The organism is Pseudarthrobacter sp. AG30 (genome assembly GCF_003116525.1).
GTDB lineage: Bacteria > Actinomycetota > Actinomycetes > Actinomycetales > Micrococcaceae > Arthrobacter.
Genome location: NZ_QEHL01000019.1, coordinates 149,111 through 169,776 on the forward strand (window position 1 = coordinate 149,111; position 20,666 = coordinate 169,776).

General features: G+C 66.5%; 18 protein-coding genes. 10 read left to right on the plus strand and 8 right to left on the minus strand.

The annotated features are described in order from the left end of the window. Positions 1 to 43: 43 nt before the first annotated feature. Both DC347_RS17005 and DC347_RS17010 read left to right on the plus strand, forming a co-directional pair. Complete coding sequence (locus DC347_RS17005; protein WP_018760238.1) at positions 44 to 442, plus strand: chorismate mutase; 399 nt, start codon at positions 44 to 46, stop codon at positions 440 to 442. Positions 443 to 501: 59 nt separating this feature from the next. Continuing rightward, positions 502 to 1,506, plus strand: coding sequence for a hypothetical protein (locus DC347_RS17010; RefSeq protein WP_240617830.1), 1,005 nt, complete (start codon positions 502 to 504; stop codon positions 1,504 to 1,506). Between the two features lie 3 nt (positions 1,507 to 1,509). Here the strand turns inward: DC347_RS17010 and DC347_RS17015 are convergent, their stop codons facing one another. From DC347_RS17015 to DC347_RS17040, 6 genes are read right to left on the minus strand one after another with little or no spacing between them, the layout of a single operon-like run. Further along, positions 1,510 to 2,223, minus strand: a complete 714-nt coding sequence (locus DC347_RS17015) for a DUF4166 domain-containing protein (protein WP_109863775.1) — start codon at positions 2,221 to 2,223, stop codon at positions 1,510 to 1,512. A 41-nt stretch (positions 2,224 to 2,264) separates the two neighbouring features. Further along, on the minus strand, positions 2,265 to 3,557 hold the full coding sequence (locus DC347_RS17020) for a DUF58 domain-containing protein (RefSeq protein ID WP_109863776.1): 1,293 nt from the start codon (positions 3,555 to 3,557) through the stop codon (positions 2,265 to 2,267). Then, positions 3,557 to 4,570: a MoxR family ATPase gene (locus tag DC347_RS17025; protein ID WP_109863777.1), complete on the minus strand. Its 1,014-nt coding sequence runs from the start codon at positions 4,568 to 4,570 to the stop codon at positions 3,557 to 3,559. Before DC347_RS17025 ends, DC347_RS17020 begins: the two co-directional genes overlap by 1 nt. Then, positions 4,567 to 5,778 carry a DUF4350 domain-containing protein gene (locus DC347_RS17030; protein ID WP_109863778.1) on the minus strand — a complete coding sequence of 404 codons (1,212 nt, stop codon included), beginning with the start codon at positions 5,776 to 5,778 and terminating at the stop codon, positions 4,567 to 4,569. The genes DC347_RS17025 and DC347_RS17030 overlap by 4 nt, the downstream gene beginning before the upstream one ends. Further along, entirely contained in the window at positions 5,775 to 6,419 is a 645-nt protein-coding gene (locus DC347_RS17035) for a DUF4129 domain-containing protein (RefSeq protein ID WP_109863779.1), read from the minus strand. Before DC347_RS17035 ends, DC347_RS17030 begins: the two co-directional genes overlap by 4 nt. Continuing rightward, entirely contained in the window at positions 6,409 to 7,500 is a 1,092-nt protein-coding gene (locus DC347_RS17040) for a hypothetical protein (protein ID WP_109863780.1), read from the minus strand. Before DC347_RS17040 ends, DC347_RS17035 begins: the two co-directional genes overlap by 11 nt. Before the next feature lie 527 nt (positions 7,501 to 8,027). On the opposite strand from DC347_RS17040, the gene mtrA reads away from it, so the two are divergent. The 7 genes from mtrA to secA all read left to right on the plus strand — a co-directional run bounded on the left by mtrA (position 8,028) and on the right by secA (position 18,313). Then, entirely contained in the window at positions 8,028 to 8,702 is a 675-nt protein-coding gene (gene mtrA, locus DC347_RS17045; protein ID WP_018760230.1) for an MtrAB system response regulator MtrA, read from the plus strand. Between the two features lie 139 nt (positions 8,703 to 8,841). Beyond that, positions 8,842 to 10,614 carry an MtrAB system histidine kinase MtrB gene (mtrB, locus tag DC347_RS17050; RefSeq protein WP_196803307.1) on the plus strand — a complete coding sequence of 591 codons (1,773 nt, stop codon included), beginning with the start codon at positions 8,842 to 8,844 and terminating at the stop codon, positions 10,612 to 10,614. Next, on the plus strand, positions 10,611 to 12,326 hold the full coding sequence (locus DC347_RS17055) for an LpqB family beta-propeller domain-containing protein (protein WP_109863782.1): 1,716 nt from the start codon (positions 10,611 to 10,613) through the stop codon (positions 12,324 to 12,326). Before mtrB ends, DC347_RS17055 begins: the two co-directional genes overlap by 4 nt. 210 nt (positions 12,327 to 12,536) lie before the next feature. Then, complete coding sequence (locus DC347_RS17060) at positions 12,537 to 13,328, plus strand: ComF family protein (RefSeq protein WP_109863783.1); 792 nt, start codon at positions 12,537 to 12,539, stop codon at positions 13,326 to 13,328. A gap of 178 nt (positions 13,329 to 13,506) precedes the next feature. Then, positions 13,507 to 14,232 (plus strand): ribosome-associated translation inhibitor RaiA, encoded by a 726-nt coding sequence (gene raiA, locus DC347_RS17065; RefSeq protein WP_026264258.1) that lies wholly within the window; start codon positions 13,507 to 13,509, stop codon positions 14,230 to 14,232. Between the two features lie 31 nt (positions 14,233 to 14,263). Beyond that, positions 14,264 to 15,505 (plus strand): winged helix-turn-helix domain-containing protein, encoded by a 1,242-nt coding sequence (locus DC347_RS17070; protein WP_109863784.1) that lies wholly within the window; start codon positions 14,264 to 14,266, stop codon positions 15,503 to 15,505. Positions 15,506 to 15,574: 69 nt separating this feature from the next. Continuing rightward, entirely contained in the window at positions 15,575 to 18,313 is a 2,739-nt protein-coding gene (gene secA / locus DC347_RS17075) for a preprotein translocase subunit SecA (protein WP_109863785.1), read from the plus strand. Between the two features lie 87 nt (positions 18,314 to 18,400). Here secA and DC347_RS17080 read toward each other — a convergent pair whose 3' ends face one another. Both DC347_RS17080 and DC347_RS17085 read right to left on the minus strand, forming a co-directional pair. After that, positions 18,401 to 18,898 (minus strand): Rv3235 family protein, encoded by a 498-nt coding sequence (locus DC347_RS17080; RefSeq protein ID WP_109863786.1) that lies wholly within the window; start codon positions 18,896 to 18,898, stop codon positions 18,401 to 18,403. Between the two features lie 53 nt (positions 18,899 to 18,951). Further along, complete coding sequence (locus DC347_RS17085; protein WP_109863787.1) at positions 18,952 to 19,134, minus strand: LysM peptidoglycan-binding domain-containing protein; 183 nt, start codon at positions 19,132 to 19,134, stop codon at positions 18,952 to 18,954. A 790-nt stretch (positions 19,135 to 19,924) separates the two neighbouring features. On the opposite strand from DC347_RS17085, the gene DC347_RS17090 reads away from it, so the two are divergent. After that, positions 19,925 to 20,494, plus strand: a complete 570-nt coding sequence (locus DC347_RS17090; protein WP_109863788.1) for a hypothetical protein — start codon at positions 19,925 to 19,927, stop codon at positions 20,492 to 20,494. Positions 20,495 to 20,666 lie beyond the last annotated feature (172 nt).

A 20,666-nucleotide genomic window follows, 5' to 3' on the forward strand; every position in this document is an offset into this window, starting at 1 on the left:
TTCATACCCGCGTCGATTCCATCCGCTCCCATAGACTGGAACCATGACGCAGCACAACCCGGGCCCAGACGATTTTGATCCATCCGCCAGTTCACTGGCAGGCCACGTGGATAATTCGGTGATGGCTGAACTGCTGTCCATCCGTTCCAGCATCGACAATATCGACGCCACACTGGTGTACCTGCTCGCCGAGCGTTTCAAGGCCACGCAAAAGGTGGGCTTCCTGAAGGCCGCACACCGGTTGCCCGCCGGCGACCCCGGGCGCGAAGCTGCCCAGATCGCACGGCTGCGGCGACTCGCCGAGGACGCCCACCTCGATCCCGCCTTCGCGGAAAAGTTCCTGAACTTCATCATCGGCGAGGTTATCCGCCACCATGAGGCCATCGCCGAGGACCATCAGGCGTCCGCCGAAGCCAACCCCCACAGCTCAGCACTGGCGTGAGCCGGGAACAGCACCAACCCGGACCCGGCCAGCAGCCGGCCGTTATTGCTGCGCAGGAAGTGACGGCCACTGGCCTGGGCCCGTGGCCCGGTGAGGATCCGCTCGAAGCCGCCCGGATCATCCGCGGTGAACTTGGCAGCCCGCATTTACCTTTCCTCGCCGAACTGCCGGAACGTGGCGTTGGATCCGATGCCTTGGGCCGCACCGCATCGTTCCTTGAGGAACTGGCCGTTGATGTCCAGCCCCACGGGTGGCGGCTTGTTGACCGCCCCGGCAAGGACATGCGGCGGGCAGCTTCGGCCCTGTCCACCGACCTGAATGTCCTCGCGGACGTCGCCGGCGCCGAGGACGTTTCAGCCCGGGAACTGAAGGTCCAGCTGGTGGGGCCGCTCACCCTCGCTGCCGGCCTGTACCTGCACAACGGTGAACGCGCCTTGCTGGACCACGGCGCCCGCCGGGACCTCGCAGCCTCCCTGGCCGCCGGGGTGGGCGGCTACCTTGGCCGGGTCGCCGCAGCAGTACCAGGGACCCGCCTGGTGGTCCAGGTGGACGAGCCGGCCATCACAGCAGTGCTGGCAGGCACCATACCCACGGCCAGCGGGTATCGGACCCTGCGGGCGATCGCCGTCTCCGAAGCGCGGGAGGCCTGGCGCCTGGTCCTGGACGCCCTCCGCGCAGCCGGAGCCGCCGAGGTGGTCGTGTCCCTCCCGGACATCGAAGCACCGATAGAGCTGGCCCTGTCCGCGGGGGCCGACGGCGTTGCGTTGCCGTTGAAGGCCCTGACCAACCGGCAATGGGAACAGCTCGCCGGGGCAGTCGAGGCAGGCAAGCATTTCTGGGCCGGTGCATTGGAAGTCTCCGGGGGGACACTCCCGCAGGTAACCGAGGGCGTGGAATCGCTATGGCGTCCTTGGCGGCAGCTGGGCCTGCCCGCCCAACTGCTCAGCGCGGTGCGGGTGACGCCCTCCGCAGGACTGGCGGGACTCACTCCTGCACAGGCCACGGCGGTCCTCGGCAGGCTGACCCAGGTGGCGGACGGGCTCAACCAGCGGGTGCTGGGATAAGACTCAAACCCTGTTCTCCCAGCGGTCCGGCTGGGCGTAACGGGGGAGGTAGCTCTGGGCGGAGCTGCCGCCGGAGTAGGGGCGGAGCCGGTAGTCGAAGGCCCCCGCGTACACCAGGACCAGGCCAATCTGGGGCTGGACCACTTTCACCTGGATACGGTGCCGCCCGTGCGGGCCTTCTGAGGGGTCCCACCACTGTTCCGCGTACGCTTTCGCATCCAGTGCCCGAGGGAGGGGCAACCGGAGCGGTCCGAGGAAAAGCCGCGAAACTTCGGATACGCCGCGCAGCCTTCCTTCCGGGGTGACGCCCAGGTTCAGGTCCGTGACGAGGCGCCGGTACCGGCCGACGTAATCCACCAGCTGCGTGCCGCCGCCGCGCGTGGTGGCGCTGGTGGTGTCCTGGAAAAGCCGGGTGCGCCCGGGGAAGCGGATTTCCCGGCGTGCGGTCAGGCTGGATCGGCCAAACGGATCCTGATGCGCATGGTTCTCGATCCGGAACGGGACGTTTTCGCCGTACTCCGGGAAAAATGCTTCTTCGCCGCTCGTGAGCCGCAGTAATGGGCGCAGCCACCGCTGGCGGCAGCCCACGACGTCGAACGTTCCTTCACCCACGCCGTACTGCCCTGATCCAGGGGCGAGTGAGAAGTACTCCTGCAATTCGGGCTGCAGGCGGGAAAACTCTGCGCCCAAGGCCTGCTGGTAGATCGGGACGCTCATGGTGACCTCCTGTTGCCGGTGACGGACAGCTGCCGCCGGTTTTACAATCTACCGGCAGCCTTGAGCCGGATGTACATGTCCGCGAGCCGGGGCGGCAACTCATGGGGTTCGGCGTCCACCACTTCCACACCATAGCGCCGCAACTCCGCGGTCAGGGCTGCCCGCTGCAGAAGGGCGCGTTCCGCGGCTGCCGCCCGGAACACTTCGGTGGCATCGCTGCGATCGCGGAGCATCGTGCCCAGTTGCGGGTCGCGGACGGCGGCCACCACCACGACGTGCTGGCTGGCCAAGCGTTCGGCGGCCGGGAGCAGGCCTTCTTCCGGTGCACCACCGTCCAGCGACGTCAGCAGGACCACCAGGGAACGATGCGCGGAGAGGGCCCTGACCTGCGCCGGGACCGCCGGCCAGTCCATCTCGATCAGCTCCGCCTCCAGCGGGGCCATGGCCTGCACCAGCCTCCCCAGGATGTTTCCCTGCCCGGCGGACGCGGCACGGGCCCTGGTCCGCCGGTCAAACGCAACGAAGTCCACCCGGTCGCCGCCGCGCTCCGCCAATACGCCCAACAGGAGCGCCGCCTCCATCCCGGTGTCCAGGCGGGTTTCGTCGCCGATCCTTGCGGCGGAGGTCCGGGAAGTATCAAGGACCATCACCACGCGCCGGTCCCGCTCCGGGCGCCAGGTTCGGACCACCACGGCGGAACGGCGGGCGGTGGCGCGCCAGTCGATCGAGCGCACGTCATCGCCCCTGACGTAATCGCGCAGGGAGTCGAATTCTGTGCCGGCACCACGGATCTGCACGGCAGCCTTGCCGTCGAGTTCGCGCAGCTTCTTCAACTTTGAGGGCAAGTGCCGCCGGGAATGGAAGGGCGGCAGGACCCGCACCGAGCCCGGGCACCCGATGGTGCGCTGGCGGGCGGCGAGGCGAAGCGGGCCGAAGGAACGGATGGTCACATGCTGCGTTGTGAGGTCCCCGCGCCGGACCGGTTGAAGCCGTACGGTGTAGCGGCGGCTTTCGCCCGCCGGCACGTCGATGTCCTGCACCGGGTTCCGGGCGCCGGCCGAAGGTTGCCAACCGTCCCTGGCCGTGCCCCGCAGCGCCCGGTTGCCGTCGTTGCGGACCGTGAACACCGCGTCCGTTTGGCCGTTCAGCATCACATTTTCCGGCGCCGGGCGCACCACGCTGATCTGCCGCAGCGACCCGGCGAACACGAGATCGGCACACGCCAGGGCCGTCAGCACTGACACGGTGGCCAGGACGGTCAGCCAGCCGGGGAGGAGCAGTACCGGGACAACGCCAAGCAGCACCAGTGCAACGAAGCGACCCGAGATGGCCATCAGCGGGGAACGGGAACGGACGCCAGGATGCTGCCCAGGACATCGTCCACCCGTACGCCGTCCATCTGCGCCTCAGGTTGCAGGGCCACGCGGTGGCGCAGGCAGGGCAGCGCCAGCGCCTTGACGTCGTCAGGGGTGACGAAGGGGCGGCCGGAGAGCCAGGCCCAGGACCGTGAGGTGTTGAGGAGGGCGGTGGCACCGCGCGGGGAGACCCCGAGCTGGAATGAGGGGGCGCTCCGTGTGGCCCTAACCAGGTCCACGATGTAGCCGATGATTTCCGGTTCGACAGCCACCCTTGTTACTGCCTCACGCGCCCGTTCCAGATCCGCCGCACCGGCTACTGCCTGCACTCCCGCGGCAGCAAGGTCGCGGGGATCAAACCCGGCGGCATGGCGCCGGATGACCTCGATTTCGTCCTGGCGCTGCGGCAGCGGCATGCTGAGCTTGAGCAGGAACCGGTCCAGCTGTGCCTCGGGAAGCGGGTAGGTCCCTTCGTACTCCACCGGATTCTGCGTGGCGGCCACCAAGAACGGTGAAGGCAGCCTCCGGGCCCGGCCGTCCACGGACACCTGCCGCTCCTCCATTGCCTCCAGGAGTGAGGCCTGCGTCTTCGGCGGGGTCCTGTTGATCTCGTCTGCGAGCAGGAGGTTGGTGAACACCGGTCCCTCCCGGAAGCTGAATTCGGAGGTATGGGCGTCGTAGACCAGCGAGCCGGTGACGTCGCCCGGCATCAGGTCCGGGGTGAACTGCACCCGCTTGGTGTCCAGGCTCAAGGCCGAGGACAGCGCCCTGACCAGCAGGGTCTTGGCCACGCCCGGGACGCCCTCCAGCAGGACATGCCCCTGCGCAAGCAGGGCGATCAGGAGGCCCGTAACCGTTGCGTCCTGGCCCACCACCGCTTTTGCCACTTCGCGGCGGACGGCAAGGAGCGACTGCCTCGCAGCGTCGTCGTCTGCTGTATTGCCGCCGCCCACCGAATTAAGGACCTGCGGGCCGCTGCTGTGTTCGCTCATTGGGTCATGACCTCTTTCTCGAGTTTGTCCATGGCCTGTGACCAGGCCACCAGGTGGGCTTCGGTTGCCGGTCGTTCATTCACCAGCGCGCGCACGGCAGCCGGATCCCTGCCCAGGAGCCGGGCCGCTGCGGCAATGATGTCCTCGGCCCCCGCGCCGGGGCCAAGCCGGACCTTCCCGGAAATGCGCGCCAGCATGCCGGCCCGCAGGTTGTCCCGGGCCTGGTCCAGGGCACGTGAGTCCTGGTACAGCCTGGCGCGTCCTTCCGCGGTTTCAACCGCCTTGACCACCACGGGCAGGGGCTCGAAGACCAAGGGCCCGTGCCGCCGGCCCCGCCACACGATTGCAGCCACCGCCACCAGGAGCAGCCAAGGCCCCAGGAAGCGTGCCCAACCCGGTGCCAGGTCATCGAGGGTCTTCCCGTGGCCGGTCACCGTCACGTCTTCCAGCGAGGGCAGGTACCAGACAAGGTCAGGCGATGCTCCGAGCAGCCTGACTGCCAGGGCTGCGTTGCCCAGGTCGTCGAGCTTGTCGTTCCCCAGGACGGCCGTGCTTCCCAGCACTGCCGTGCGCTGGTCGCCGCTGGTGGCGAGCATCCCGGCGGTTCCCGCCGCCCGGTAACAGGTGGTGCCGCCGTCGTACACGAATCCTCCCTGGCCCGTGACCTGGCCTGCGGCGTTGGCGTCCGCCTGGCTGCACCTCGGGTCCAGGACCGGGACGGCGTCAGGCACGACGCCGGCCTGGTGGATGCCGACGTCGAGGGCTGTCAGGGTATCCAGCCTGGGGGAGATGACCACCACGCGGTCCGCCGCCGCTGCCAGGGCCGCAAGCTGGGGTTTGCCAAGGATGCCGTTCCGGTCGTAGAGCAGCAGCGTGGGTGAGGAGCTGGACCGGAGGTCGGCCAGCGCTGCATCGAAGCGGTTCGGGGTGTGGACGTCCACGCCGTGGCGGCCGAGGATTTGCGCAAGCGCCCTGGCGCCGTTGGGTCCGGCATTGTGGACGGACAGGGGAACGGTGTCGCCCTTGGGGGCCAATTGCGTTCCGATGACGAGTGCCAGCGCCGCAACGGCAAGCACAACCGAGGCCGCCAGGCCACGGTGGTTGCGTATCCACCCGAACGGCCCGCGGCCTCGCGGCGCCTGCCCGGCGGCCGCCCCGGAGCTTGGTGTGTTGCTGTAGCCGGTGTTCGCTGGTGGAAGCCCGGTCATGGCACCGGCACCGTGCCTGCGGAGCCGGCGGATGCGGGCTTCATGGCCTCCAGCCTGGTATCGAGTCCCACCATTTCACGGTATTGCCCGTTGCCCGCAGGCCTGTTTCCGTAGCGGATTCCATCAAAGGTTTCTGCCGCCCACCGCAAAGGCCCGGCTTCGGCAGCGAACTGGACGGACAACGCTTGTGCCACTTCGTCTGCGGTCCTGCCGGGCTGGGGGTCCAGTATCGTCCGGTGTTCGGCGGTGCGGACCATGGCGCGGAAGCGGTCGACGACGGCGTCCCCCCAGTTCTCTGCCGCGGCGGCGGCTTCCGCGCGGGCGCGGTAGTCCGCGGCCGCCAGGGAGTTGCCGAGCTCAAAAACGTCCTTGGGCTGCCGGATTCGGGCATTGAGGCGGGGCCGCGCCAGGATGACGGCGGCCGCGATGATCCCGGCAATGACAAGGGCGATGGCAACGCCGGGGACGGATGGCGCATCCCCCCGGGAGCCGTCCAGGGATTGCAGCCAATCCAGGAAGTTCCGCCACAGGGTGTCAAGCCAGGACGGGGCGGCCTCCCGGTACTCCGGTTTGGCCAGTTCCTCCGCCGCCCAGCGCCGTGCCTCTTCGGCGCCCGGAAGCACCGGAGGCTCAGTGGCCATAGGGCCAGGCTCCCGGCGCCGCACCCTGCCCTGGGTACGGAGTGTTGGTGCCCGGGCGGGGGCCCCGGCCCGGGATGCCGTCCGGATCCGCCCCGGTCTCCGCCTGGCGCAGCAAGGTGATGTCAAGGCCGTCCTTGCGCATCCGCAAGTCCATGTAGAGCAGGGCCATGACGGAGGTCTGGAAGGCGAACCCCACCCCGCCGACCAAGGCGCCGACCAGGGCGGTGACGATGCCCAAGACCACTGCCAGGGTGGCGTCCTGTCCGCTGCCGCCGTGCGGCGAGACGACGCCGGCCAGGACCACGGGCAGGAAGCTCACCGGGATCAGGACCACCTGGCTGATCACGCCCACCAGGATGGATACCACCAACGTGATGCCCAGGATCCGCCACCAGTTGGCCCGGGTCAGCTCCCACGACCGCCGAACCCCGGCGAAGGCACCAAGTTCTTCGATAACGACGGCGGCCGGCGCCACCATGAGCTTGATGCCCACCCAGGCGAAGAGGGCAACGACGCCCAGGACCAGGGGGAAAGCGAAGAGGGACGCGGCGCCCCGGACGTTGGTGAAGAAGAGCGCCAGGATGACGGCGAGCAGCCCCATGGCCGCAATTCCCGCCGCGACCAGCAGCGCAGCCAATCCGACGAGGGCGCCGATCCGGGGCCGCGCCAGGGACATCATCCGCCGGAAGCCGGTGGGGCGGTTGAGGACCGACCGGGCCACGGGCACCACCATGGCGCCCTGGAGGACGGCGGAGAGGAACACGGACAGGACAGTCACCGCGGCGGCGCCTGCCATCAGTCCGATGGCCATGGACGCCATATCGCCCCGGGTGGCAGTGCGCGCCCACCCTTCGAGCGATACAGCCGAGGATGCACTCACGGCCGTGACTACCGCGGTGATGACGGCGGCCAGGGCCTGGGTCAGCAGGCCCGCGCCCACCATGGCCTTTGCGTTGCGGCGCATCGCTTGGAAAGAACCATCCAGGATCTCGCCGAACATCAGCGGCCGCAAGGGAATGATGCCGGGTTTGGGGGGAGCGACGTAGCGCGGCTGACCGTAGGGCGGGGTGCCGTAGGGCATGCCGGGGTAGGGGGACCCGGGATTTGGCTGGCCGCCGTATCCGGGGGGCCCGTACGGTTGGCCGGCGTACGGGGGTTGGCCCGGGTAAGGGCTGCTGGGGTTCGGCGGTCCCGGCTGTTGCCACTGGGGTTGCTGCCACTGGGGCGGCTGGTGCCATGACGGCTGTTGCTCCCAGCCGGGCGGCTGTTGCCCTGCCGGCGGTTGCGCGACTGCAGGTGATTCCCACGGCTGCTGCCAACCCGGCGGTACGGGGCCGCTGGCGCTCCCGGCGCCCGATCCGTCGTCGTCTGCTCCGTTGCCCGGCCGCCCCTGCCGGGGCTCGCCGGGTTCCGACTCCTGTGGTGACACTGATTTCCTCCCCCAATACCACTGCGCCTGATACCGCGCGCTGCCCTCTCCAAAGGTGCCCGCCGGCAGCGCAGGGCTTGACCCCAAGACTATAGTTCCGGCGTCGGACCGCCTAGTGTCCCGCCATGCCGGAAGGCGCTGAACAGGACAAAGCCATCCCGATAAGGGAATATATAACTATGAAGGCACGCATTCTGGTTGTAGATGATGACGAAGCGCTGGCCGAGATGATTGGAATTGTCCTCCGTAATGACGGCTTCGAACCCGTCTTTTGCGCCGACGGCGCCCAGGCGCTGGACGTCTTCCGGTCTTCGCGGCCGGATCTGGTCCTGCTCGACCTCATGCTTCCCGGCATGGACGGTATCGAAGTCTGCCGCCAGGTCCGTGCCGAATCGGATGTGCCCATCGTCATGCTGACCGCCAAGTCTGATACTTCCGACGTCGTCCGAGGGCTCGAATCCGGTGCTGACGACTATGTGCCCAAACCCTTCAAACCGGCCGAACTGGTGGCACGCGTGCGCGCCCGGCTCCGCCCCGGAGACCAAAAGGCGCCCGAGACCCTCCGGATCGCGGACATCACCATCGACGTCGCGGGCCACACTGTCAGCAGGGGCAGTGACCGGATCTCCCTGACGCCGCTGGAATTCGACCTCCTCGTGGCACTGGCCCGCAAGCCGTGGCAGGTCTTCACCCGGGAACTCCTCCTGGAGCAGGTTTGGGGCTACCGGCACGCCGCCGATACCCGCCTGGTCAACGTCCATGTCCAGCGGCTGCGGTCCAAGATCGAGCAGGACCCGGAAGCCCCGGAAGTTGTATTGACGGTGCGTGGTGTCGGCTACAAAGCAGGGGTCTGACCCCGCCGCGCAGGACGGGGGACCTGACCGGAGCCTTGCGGCTTCCGGGGAGGCGCCGGAAGCCGGCGCCCCGCTGAACGGCAGCGACGGAGAGCGCGGGCCGGGGCTTGCCGAGTCCACACCCCCGGGCATGCCGCGCATGGTGTTCCGCGCAAGGATCTGGCAGCGGCGCGCCCTTATCGTCGCCTTGCGCGTCGTCCGGTTGGTGCGGACGGGTGTGGTGCGGTTCCTTCCCGGCCTGCGTTACCTCGGCAGGGCCCTGCAAAAACGTTGGCGCCGCTCCTTGCAGTTCCGGACGGTCCTGACCACACTGATGCTGGCCATGACCTCCTTTGCGGTGGTTGGCGCCTACCTGTCCAACCAGATTGCCAACAACCTCTTCCAGGAGCGGTTGACCCAGGCGGAGTCGGAGACCCGCTACAACGTCAAGCAGGTTCAGGACACGTTCGACGGCGCCCAGGTCACCGACCAGTCCAGCGTCATCACCTTGGTTTCGGACACGCTCAGCGCGGTCGAGGGCAGGGGATCGGTCATCCAGCGGCGCTACGTTTTTGAAGCGATGCCCAACCAGACCAAACCCCGCAACCGCTGGGTGGAGTCCCGCGCCTCTGACCAGCTCACTGTCAGCGTCATCCCGCCGGACCTGCGCAAGGCTGTACAGGAATCGGGCAAGGAACAGTTCTGGGCGTCCACCGTTATTCCGGTGGGCACCGAAGACCGGCCGGGAATCGCCGTCGGAAACAAAGTGACCTTTAACGGCACCGTCTATGAGCTCTACCTTATTTACGACCTGAACACGGCACAGCAGACGCTCAATGAGATCCAAAGCGTCCTGTGGGCAGGCGGCGCCGTCCTGGTGCTCCTGATCGGCGCGGTCGCCTGGTACGTCACCCGCAACGTGGTCAGCCCGGTCAGCCACGCCGCGATGGTGTCGGAAAAGCTGGCCGCCGGGCAACTGCAGGAACGCATGGTGGTCCGGGGCGAGGACGAGGTGGCCCGCCTGGGCGCCTCCTTCAACCACATGGCCGCCAGCCTGCAGGAACAAATCACCCAGCTCGCCACCCTTTCACAGATGCAGCAGCGCTTTGTTTCGGACGTCTCGCACGAACTGCGGACACCCCTGACCACCGTGCGCATGGCGGCCGAAGTCCTGTACGACGCGCGCGACGACTTCGACCCCATCAACAAGCGCTCGGCCGAGCTGCTCTACAACCAGGTGGAGCGTTTCCAGTCCCTTCTCTCGGACCTGCTTGAGATCAGCCGCTTCGATGCAGGCGTCGCGGTGCTGGACGCTGAACCCGAGGACCTGCTCCATGTGATTTCGCACGTCATCGAAGGTGCGGCCCCCGTGGCTGCCGAGTACGGCTCTGACATCGTCTTCGCGGCCCCGGAAGGCTCGATGGTGGTGGAAATGGATGCCCGCCGGATCGACAGGATCCTGCGGAACCTGATCCTGAACGCCGTGGAGCATGGCGAAGGAAAACCGGTGACGGTGACGGTCGCGGCCAACGAGACGGCTGTTGGCGTTTCCGTGCGGGACCACGGTATCGGGATGGACCCGGCTGAAGCTGCCCGCGTCTTCGACAGGTTCTGGCGGGCGGACCCCGCCCGCGCCCGGACGACGGGAGGCAGCGGACTGGGCCTGTCCATCGCCATGGAGGACACCAAGCTGCACCACGGCTGGCTGCAGGCCTGGGGCCGGAAAGGCAGCGGGGCGAACTTCCGCCTGACCCTGCCGTTGCGCCAGGATGGCGCGATCACCGAGTCACCCGTGCAGCTCGAACCCAGGGACGTCACCATCCCGGGCGCGCCAGGGAACATCCCCGCAGAACAGGACAACAAGAACATGCTGGTGCTGCAGACAGATGCCGCCAAGCCCGCTCCGTCCCGGGGCCCCGAGGAGACACCATGACCCGGCACGGACGGCACGCACAGTACGCTGCGGCTTTCCTGGTTCTGCTGATCGTCCTCCTGTCCGGGTGTGCCCGGATCCCGACGTCCGGGCCGGTGGGAAAAAGCAGCGAAAGCAGCGCCGGAAATGTCAGTGCCCCGGTGTTCCTTCCTGCAGCGCCGCAACCGGGCGCCACACCGGAGACGATCATCGACTACTTCTACCGGGCGGGCAGCGGCTACGAGGACGACTACGCAGTGGCCCGGCAGTACCTCACCCAGGCATCGGCGGTGTCCTGGAAACCCGACAAGCGGGCGCTGGTTTACCGGGAAGCGCGGGTGGTACCGACCGGCACGGAAAACGTCTACAACTATGAGCTCGATGTCGCCTACACCGTGGACGCCGACGGTATTGCCACCCAGTCACCGCCGGGAACGGTGGAACGGATTCCCGTCACCGTGACACAGGTTGACGGCGAGTGGCGGATTTCCGCGATACCGGATGGGACCGCCATCGCCGAGGAAACCTTCAAGGTGATCTACGGCGCCTACCCGATCTACTTCTACGACCCGACGTTCACCTATGCCGTACCGGACGTGCGGTGGTTCCTGAAGAACAAGACGGTCAAAGCCATGACCAGTGCCCTGCTGGCCGGGCCCGCTCCCTACCTTCGCGGCGCCGTCGTCAGTGCCTTTCCTTCCGGGATCAAACTGGCCCGTGAATCGGTGCCGGTGGTGTCCGGAGCAGCCCAGGTTGATTTGACGGCAAAAGAGCTCACGGAAACATCAGCCGAAGACCGGCTCCGCATGCAAATGCAGTTGACGTTGACGTTCCGGACCCAGCCTGATGTGGTCAACGTGGAGCTTCGTGCCAACCAGGACCTGGTGCGCGTGGAGGACAACGGTTCGGTTCTTCCCCCGGTGCTGGATAAGACGGTGCCGTCCCGCCAGATTGCCGTCAGCGGCGGCGAACTGGTGCGGTACGAAAACAACCGGGTTTCCCCGTTGCCCGACATGCAGTCCGTCTCGGCCCTCAACCCGCGGTTCCCCGCGGAATCACCCGTGTCCCAGGCTGCCGCGTTCCTGAACGAAGGACGCACCACGCTGTACAGCATCAGCCCGGGCCAGCCCGCCCGCGCCCTGACCACACGGAGCACCCTCAGCCGTCCGTCCTTCAGCCTCAATGACTGGGTGTGGACGGCGGGCCCCGGCGCCACCGGGGCAACCGAGGTGGTGGCGTTCCGTCCCGGTGGAGTGGCGGAAGGTGCACCCGTCCCCTCCGTGACGTTGGCGCCGTCGTGGCTTGCCGGCCGTACGGTGAAGGAATTCCGGATCTCGCGTGACGGTGTCCGCGCCCTGGTGATCTCCGAACAGAACGGAAAATCCAAAGTGCAGGTGACGGGCGTGATCCGCGGCGGCGACGGCACCCCGCGCGAACTGACGGCGCCCATCACGCTGGTCACCGCCACCGATCCCGACCAAGGGGTCTGGGTCAACAGCACCTCGGTCGCCGTGATGAAAGCGGCAGCTGGCTCCAACGTTACGCCGGAGCTGCTGTCCCTGACCTCGGGCCAGCCGCAGCAGCTTGCCCCCTGGCCAGGGGTGGTGTCCATCAGCGCAGGCAACGGTGCCGATGACATTTACGTGCAGTCCGGCGAAGGGATTTTCCAGCGCCTGGGCAATGGCTGGTCACCGCAAATCAAGGGCCCGGTGGATCCGTCGTTCCCCGGCTGAGGGCGGGCGGACCTGGCCCACCTGGTATCCACATAGGTGGGCCCGGTCCTTTCCCATGAGGTACCGACCGGTGATGGTGTAAAGGTGAACGGCACCAGACGACCCGCCGGAACATCGAGGTCCCCTGACAGGGAACCTGCCCGTGACCCGGACCTTCATCCGCCGCCGCGGTGGGCTGCAAAGCACCGCGCGGATCAAGCGAGTGCCCTTTTGCGGCTTGTCGACTGGGTGGCGGGGGCCGGAGGCGAACTCCTGGCCTTGGCCGTCCCGGTGGACTGTGTGTGCTGCGGTGCGGAGGACAGTGCCCTCTGCCCAGCCTGCAGCAGCCGTATCCGGCACCTGGCCAGGGAGCCGTTCCGGGCTGAGGGCGGCGCCCCCGCGCTGATGGATGTATCCGGGACCATCCTGCTCCCCGTCGTGGCGGCCGCTGTTTACCGGGACGAGCTGGCGCGGGGCCTGCTCTCGTTTAAACGGCACGGCCAGCACCAGCTTGGTGCAAGCCTGGCCCGGGCTTTGGCCGGGGCCGTCCGGGCGGCAACAGCGGACGCTGACGGGTTCGTGCTGGTGCCCGTCCCCACCAGCACGGCGGCCTACGTCAACCGGGGCTTCAGCCCGGTCCACCTGCTACTCAAGAAGGCGGCCGGGCACCTGCCGGGCGTTGCCGTCGTCGATGCCCTGCGAAAGGTCCGGCCGTCGGGGGCCCAAGCGCTCAGGTGGACAGGACTGTCCGGCGGCCAGAAGGGGCTGGGCAGGGGCGCCCGCTCCCAGCGGGTCAGGGGGTCCATGCGGGTCGTCGTCCGGTCCCGTCCAGCGGTTGCGGGGAGGCCGTGCATCATCGTCGACGACGTCCTGACGACGGGTGCCACGATCGGGGAAGCAGCCCGTGCCTTGCACCAGGCAGGGGCCAAGGTGAGGGGCGCCGTCGTGCTTGCCGCGACACGCCCGCCCGATGCTGCGGACCCCGCGCCCGGCGCCCGCATGGAACCGCCGAAGCGACCATGACTTAGAAAAAAATAAACCGGGAAAGGATGAATAACAGGTGGCTATGAACTAACGTCGAAGGTGGGTACCAAGAACAGAATGTACCTTTCGATGGCGGCTCGGAGAGGGGCTCGACTGTCAGACAGCTGGGCCCAGGGAAGTGCCGCCGTCGTGTCACCGAAGTCATTTGGAGGGCACCATGGAGTTTATGATCAGCGGACGAAATCTGACCGTTTCAGACCGGTTCCGCGAATACGCCGGGGAAAAGATCGCAAAAATCGAATCGCTGGGTGACAAGGTCCAGCGTGTCGACGCGAAAGTCTCCAAGGAGACCAATGCCCGGCAAACCGGCGACCAGCTGACCGTAGAGGTGACAGTGCTGGGCCGCGGACCCGTGATCCGTGCCGAAGCGAGCGCCGCAGACAAATTTGCTGCCTTTGACCTCGCCTACAACAAACTTCTTGAGCGGCTCCGCCGGGCCAAGGACCGCAAGAAGGTCCACCACGGGCGCCACACCCCCAAGGCCGTTCGCGAGGCCACCGCATCGCTTGAACCCGCCAGCGCGCACGAGCCGCTGTACCTTGAGGCAAACCACCGGGATGAAACCGTACAGGCCGCCGACAACAAGTCTCCCTATGATGTCGACAACGACATCCCGGCGGGAAGCTCACCGGTGCTGATCCGGCGCAAGGTCTTCCCCGCGGCGTCGCTCTCCCTCGATGACGCCGTGGACAACATGGAACTGGTGGGACACGACTTCTACCTCTTCGTGGACAAAGCCACCAACACGCCCTCCGTCGTGTACCGCCGTCGTGGCTGGACCTACGGGGTCATCACCCTGGACCACGAGTGCGAGCCCGGCGACACCGTCGTGGAGGAAAAGATCCTCGCGTACCGCTCCGACGACGCACCCGCCAACGCGTAAGGTGGAATACACCACCACGTGAGAGGACTGAATGTCAGCATCGCTGAGCCTTGACCAGGCACGGCGCATCGCATTGGCAGCACAGGGACTCCACAAAGGACGGCCCGCCGGCCCCGTGACAGCACGGGCGGTGGGCCGTACCTTTGCCCGTCTCCAGCTCGTCCAAATCGATTCCGTCAACGTCTTGGTCCGCAGTCACTATTTGCCCTTCTTTTCGCGCCTTGGCAATTACGATCGCGAAATCCTGCACCGCATGTCCGCGCAGCGGCCACGCCGCATGGTGGAGTACTGGGCGCACGAGGCCAGTTATATCCGGCCCGAGCACTACCGTGACCTCCTGCAATGGCAGAAGCGGTCATGGGTGGGTGCCTCACGCATGGACCCGGAACTCCGCAGCGACCTGGCCGGCAGGATCCTTTCCGTCCTCGCCACGTCCCGGCCCATGACGGCCTCGGAACTTACAGCCAGGATCGGCCACGTCGAGGAACGGCAGACCGAGAACTGGGGGTGGAACTGGAACGCTGTGAAACGGGTCCTGGAACACCTTTTCGAAGAAGGGGCAGTGTCAGCTGCCGCCAGGACCGGGCAGTTCGAGCGCAAGTACACCCTGACGGCCAAGGTCCTGCCATTTTCTTCGAACGAAGCCACGGCGTCCGATCCGGCCGCCGCGCTCCAGCGGCTGACAGAGGCGGCGGCCATGGCGCACGGGATCGGAAGCGTCCGTTGCTTCGCCGACTACTTCCGGACACCTGTGAAGGCGACCGCGCTGGCCGTCGAGAACCTGGTGTCGGAAGACAGGCTGGAACGCGTCAACGTGAACGGTTGGAACCGCGAAGTCTTCCGGCACGTGGAAGCCGCCATGCCAAGGCGCGCCAACGGCCGGGCCCTGCTGAGCCCGTTCGACTCCCTGGTCTTCGAGCGGCGGCGCCTGTTGGAACTGTTCGGCTTCCACTACCGGATTGAGATCTACACCCCGGAGCCCAAACGGCGTTTCGGGTACTACGTGCTGCCTTTTCTGCTGCGGGACAGAATTGTGGCCCGGGTGGACGTGAAAGCGGACCGCGCCGGGGGCAGGCTGCTGGTGAGGTCCGCTTTTGCCGAGCCGGACGCCCCCGGGGACACCGCCGCCGAACTGGCTGCAGAGCTGAAGCTCATGGGCCAATGGCTTGGCCTGCCCGACGTGGAAGCCGGCCCGGCGGGAGATCTCGCCGCATGCCTGACACAGGAGCTTGGGCGGCTGCAGGACTATCCGCTCTCAGGGAAAAGGGAGTAACGGCCGGGTGTCTCTCCCGTAGACTGAACACGCCAGAATTCGGCGGCATGAGACTGGGAGCATCTTCACGTGGCATCACTTATCGAAAAAATCCTCCGCACGGGTGACAAAAAGACACTCCGGCAGTTGCGGAACTATGCCGACTCCATCAATGCCCTCGAAGACTCGTTCAAGACGTTCACCGACGCGGAACTGCGGGAGGAGACCGACCGCCTCCGCGAGCGGCACCAGGATGGCGAGAAACTCGACGACCTTCTTCCCGAAGCCTTCGCCGCCGTCCGCGAGGCCTCCTCGCGGACACTCGGAATGCGACACTTCGACGTCCAGCTCATGGGCGGCGCCGCCCTGCACCTGGGCAACATCGCGGAAATGAAGACCGGTGAAGGCAAGACCCTGGTGGCGACCGCTCCCGCTTACCTGAACGCGCTTTCCGGCAAGGGTGTCCACGTGGTTACCGTGAACGACTACCTCGCCGAATACCAGTCCGAACTCATGGGCCGTGTGTACCGCTTCCTGGGCCTGACCAGCGGCGTCATCCTGGCCAACCAGGATCCGGCCGTACGCCGCCAGCAGTACGCCGCGGACATCACCTACGGCACCAACAATGAATTCGGCTTCGACTACCTGCGCGACAACATGGCGTGGGACAGGAGCGAACTGGTCCAGCGCGGCCACCACTTCGCCATCGTCGACGAAGTGGACTCCATCCTTATCGACGAAGCCCGTACGCCGCTGATCATCTCCGGCCCGGCGCAGGGTGACACCAACCGCTGGTACAGCGAATTCGCCAAGGTAGTGCTCCGGCTGCAGCCCGAGAAGGACTACGAAGTGGACGAAAAGAAGCGTACGGTGGGCGTCCTGGAGAGCGGCATCGAAAAAGTCGAGGACTACCTCGGCATCTCAAATCTGTACGAGTCCGCGAACACCCCGCTGATCGGGTTCCTGAACAATGCCATCAAGGCCAAGGAACTCTTCAAGCGGGACAAGGACTACGTCATCCTGGACGGCGAAGTGCTGATCGTCGACGAGCACACCGGACGCATCCTGGCCGGGCGGCGCTACAACGAAGGCATGCACCAGGCAATCGAGGCCAAGGAAGGCGTCGAGATCAAGGCGGAAAACCAGACCCTGGCTACCGTCACGCTCCAGAACTACTTCCGCATGTACGGCAAGCTGTCCGGCATGACCGGCACCGCCGAAACGGAAGCTGCCGAATTCATGAGCACCTACAAGCTCGGTGTCGTGGCGATTCCCACCAACCGGGACATGCAGCGGATCGACCAGCCTGACCTTGTGTTCAAGAACGAGGTCGTCAAGTTCGACGCCGTCGTGAAGGACATCGCCGAGCGGCACGAAAAAGGCCAGCCCGTCCTGGTGGGCACCACCAGCGTGGAGAAGAGCGAGTACCTCTCCAAGCTGCTCGCAAAGGAAGGAATCCGCCACGAGGTCCTGAACGCCAAGAACCACGCCCGTGAAGCGGCCATCGTTGCCCAGGCCGGCCGGAAGGGCGCCGTCACCGTGGCCACCAACATGGCCGGCCGCGGTACTGACATCATGCTGGGCGGCAATGCAGAATTCACCGCAGTGGCCGAGCTCGCCAAGCGCGGCCTGGACCCGGAGGAGAACTCCGAAGAGTACGAAGCCGCCTGGCCGGCAGCCCTTGAGGCAGCCAAGCAGTCCGTCAAGGACGAACACGAGGAAGTGCTGGATCTGGGAGGCCTGTACGTCCTGGGCACCGAACGCCACGAGTCCCGGCGCATCGACAACCAGCTTCGCGGCCGGTCCGGCCGCCAGGGTGACCCCGGAGAATCCCGCTTCTACCTCTCCCTGACGGACGACCTCATGCGGCTTTTCAACTCTGGGGCCGCCGAACGACTGATGAACAGCTCAGTTCCGGACGACGTCGCGCTGGAATCCAAGCTGGTGTCGCGGGCCATCGCCTCGGCGCAGGGCCAGGTGGAAGGCCGCAACGCCGAACAGCGCAAGAACGTCCTCAAGTACGACGACGTCCTGAACCGCCAGCGCGAAGCCATTTACAGCGACCGCCGCCGCATCCTTGAGGGCGATGACCTGCACGAGAAGGTGCAGTTCTTCGTCGAGGACACCATTGTGGCCCTGATTGATGCCGCCACGGCGGAGGGCAACGGTGACGACTGGGACTTCCACCAGCTGTGGACCAACCTCAAGACGCTCTACCCCGTCAGTGTCACGGCGGAAGACATCATCGAAGAAGCCGGCGGCAAGGCACGGGTTACCGTGGAGCTGCTGAAGGAGGAGATCCTCTCTGACGCCCGCCTGGTCTACCAGGCGCGGGAGGAAGCGATTGGCTCCGAGAGCATGCGCGAACTCGAGCGCCGTGTGGTCCTGTCGGTCATAGGACGCAAGTGGCAGGAGCACCTCTACGAGATGGACTACCTCAAGGAGGGCATCGGCCTGCGGGCCATGGCCCAGCGCGATCCACTCGTGGAATACCAGCGTGAAGGCTTCGCCATGTTCCAGGCCATGATGGAAGCCATCCGGGAGGAAAGCGTCGGCTTCCTCTTCAACCTCGAGGTGGAAGTCACTCCCGCCCAGGACGTCGTGGTCCAGGATGCTTCCGGCGGCCACACCGAGCACGTGGATCCGCAACTGCGGGCGGCCGGTCTCGAAGCACCCGAGAAGCCTGCCCAGCTCCGGTACACGGCACCCAGCGAAGGCGGCGGAACCGAGACCCGCGTGGAAACCCGCTCAGGCGGACGTTCCGGCAATCCGGCCAAGGCGGCCGCCCAGGACGCAGCAAAGCGCCCCGCAAAGAAGAAGAAGCGTTAGCCCGCCGGGCTTACCAAGGCGCCGGCATCCGCCGACAGGGCAGGGAACCTCTTGTTCCCTGCCCTGTCGGCTTCTCCGGGCGCTCTCTCACCCGATGACAAGTTCGACCACCCGCCACACCTGTTTGCTCCGTTCGATGCGCACAGCAACGGCGCGGGCGCGCACGTCATCCACAACGACGGCGCTGGCCTCGTAGATTCCATCGGACACCTCACAGACGCGTACCGAGCGGACCACTGAATTCCGGTGAAGCCGGGCCAGTGCCGGATTGCCAGTCCGGGTCAGTTCACGCCTGATCAACGCTGCCCGGTGTTGAAGGGCCGACAGGCACCGTGGATCCAGCCGGCGTGCAAGCTGGTGGACGGGCCGGATTCCGGCCAGGACCTCCATGGAGGCCTGGATGGTCCCGCGGGTGATGGCCCGCACTTCCGCGGCCTCGTCGACTGGTCGCAGCGGTGCCGGACGTGCTCCCCGGAAACGCCCTGCGGACGAGGTCCCGCTGGCGGCAATCCCCGGCCCACCGGTCTTGTTCCCGGAAAGCGCCGTCACGTCCTGCTTGGCGCGAATTGGTGTCACAGCAATCATTGGATTCCCCTTCATTTAGTTGGCTGGTTCCACTGCCAGGTAGCAAAGTGCAGTTACGACGGCTGCGGCGCCCGGAGGATCTGGCCTGGCAGCAGGACATCCGGGTTCCCGCCGATTTGCCCGCGGTTCACCGAGTACCAGCGCGGCCATTCGAGGGCTATGTCCACATCCGAGGCGCCGGGGCCAAGCTGGTTGGCTACGATGGCCCACAGTGTGTCCCCGGACAGTACGGTCACGGTTACAGCCCCGGTCCCGGGAGCAGCTCCACTTGCTGCCCTGCTCCCTGGCGCGGCGAGCAGGCCGGGTTCCACTACCTGAGGAGCGGGACGCCATCCGGGTGCCGGCATGGCGGCGGGCGGTTGGGGCCCGGGTTGTCCTTCCGTTGCGGGGATGCTCCCTGGCGGTTCCACTGCGGACTGTTCCTTCACGGTTCCTCCTCCCGTGTCTGGAATGCTGCTCGTGGGTGGTGGGCTGAAGGGGGCCGACGACGAGTGGCTGGGTGTGGGGCCCCATGCGGGCCCCGGATGGGTTGCGGCGGCTTGTGCGGCCGCTCCCGCGAGGAGCTGGATCGAAAGGGCTGCAACCAGGGCCCGTTGCATGAATGCAGGAGAGAACCGGCGCATGGCTGCCGCGGACCGACGCCGGCCGAGGCGCTCGAGTAGGACTCCTGAACCGGCGCATACGATCGCAAACGTCCACCACAGCAAAATGCCGGCACCGGCCGCTGATGCGGCGGCCGCCAACAGGACTTCCACGGATGGTTCCTGATTGCGCGCGGCGGAAGCCTGCCATTGGGCGACAAGTCCGGAGCCCAGAAACCAAAGTGCGACGCCGAGCACGAGCAAGGCAAGTGCCGACACGATGTCCGACCACCGTGTTTCTTCCCTGCAATCCATCATCGTTCCTTTTGATGTCATTTGATATTGTTTGATTCAGTTTGGACCGATGTAAGGTCTTTTGTCCAGACGTTGGAGAGAAAATCCTGGCTGCGTTGACCGGGGCGGAAGGGCAACTTACGCTGGCGGAATGCGCTGGGATGCACTTTTCAATGACATCGAAAGCCAACTTGCAGAAATTGACCGGTTGTCGTTGGACGCCGAAATCAATGAGCGGGCCCGCGCCGAGTTGGTAAGCCTGCCGGTTGAGGACAGGCTGCGGGCATCGGTGGGCTACCGGATTGGCGTCCATCTTCTCTGCGGGGAAACCGTACACGGTGAGCTCACACATGCCGGGGCCGATGCGCTGGTCCTGGACGATGAGCAGAGCCAAGTGCTTGTTCCCTACGCGGCCGTGGCGCGTTATGTCGGACTGGGGCGGCACGCGCAAGCAGAAAATTCCGCGGTTCGCCGATCGATTGGGCTCGCGCATTCCTTGCGTGGCCTTGCACGCGACAGGGCGGAGCTGGCGGTGACCGTTGGCGGTGCTGCAGGTCTCGTCCGCCTGGCAGGAGTGATCGACCGCGTGGGCAGTGACTACATCGACCTGGCCGTGGTCACGCCCGGCGAGGTCCGCAGGAGCCAGGGCGTGAGCCAGGTCTCTGCCATACCCTTCGCCGGGCTTGCCATGATCAGGTCACGCAAGACGGGCGGTCTGTAGCGGCGGCGCAGTCGGTCCTGCTGCTTTTGCGGCTGGAAGGTGCGCTAGCCGGTCACATCGACTTGGCGCGGGACTCCTGGATCATGCGGCTGGCCTCGGCATAGCGTTCCTGGATGTACTGCTCCAGCATCTTTTCTTCGACCCGCCACTGGCCCCTGTTATCTTGCCTCTT

Bases quoted from the DNA above. Each gene is read 5' to 3' on its own strand.
- DC347_RS17005 (WP_018760238.1), top strand. From the start codon at position 44: ATGACGCAGCACAACCCGGGCCCAGACGATTTTGATCCATCCGCCAGT.
- DC347_RS17015 (WP_109863775.1), bottom strand. From the start codon at position 2,223: ATGAGCGTCCCGATCTACCAGCAGGCCTTGGGCGCAGAGTTTTCCCGC.
- DC347_RS17020 (WP_109863776.1), bottom strand. From the start codon at position 3,557: ATGGCCATCTCGGGTCGCTTCGTTGCACTGGTGCTGCTTGGCGTTGTC.
- DC347_RS17025 (WP_109863777.1), bottom strand. From the start codon at position 4,570: ATGAGCGAACACAGCAGCGGCCCGCAGGTCCTTAATTCGGTGGGCGGC.
- DC347_RS17030 (WP_109863778.1), bottom strand. From the start codon at position 5,778: ATGACCGGGCTTCCACCAGCGAACACCGGCTACAGCAACACACCAAGC.
- DC347_RS17035 (WP_109863779.1), bottom strand. From the start codon at position 6,419: ATGGCCACTGAGCCTCCGGTGCTTCCGGGCGCCGAAGAGGCACGGCGC.
- DC347_RS17040 (WP_109863780.1), bottom strand. From the start codon at position 7,500: ATGCCCTACGGCACCCCGCCCTACGGTCAGCCGCGCTACGTCGCTCCC.
- mtrA (WP_018760230.1), top strand. From the start codon at position 8,028: ATGAAGGCACGCATTCTGGTTGTAGATGATGACGAAGCGCTGGCCGAG.
- mtrB (WP_196803307.1), top strand. From the start codon at position 8,842: ATGGTGTTCCGCGCAAGGATCTGGCAGCGGCGCGCCCTTATCGTCGCC.
- DC347_RS17055 (WP_109863782.1), top strand. From the start codon at position 10,611: ATGACCCGGCACGGACGGCACGCACAGTACGCTGCGGCTTTCCTGGTT.
- raiA (WP_026264258.1), top strand. From the start codon at position 13,507: ATGGAGTTTATGATCAGCGGACGAAATCTGACCGTTTCAGACCGGTTC.
- DC347_RS17070 (WP_109863784.1), top strand. From the start codon at position 14,264: ATGTCAGCATCGCTGAGCCTTGACCAGGCACGGCGCATCGCATTGGCA.
- DC347_RS17080 (WP_109863786.1), bottom strand. From the start codon at position 18,898: ATGATTGCTGTGACACCAATTCGCGCCAAGCAGGACGTGACGGCGCTT.
- DC347_RS17090 (WP_109863788.1), top strand. From the start codon at position 19,925: ATGCGCTGGGATGCACTTTTCAATGACATCGAAAGCCAACTTGCAGAA.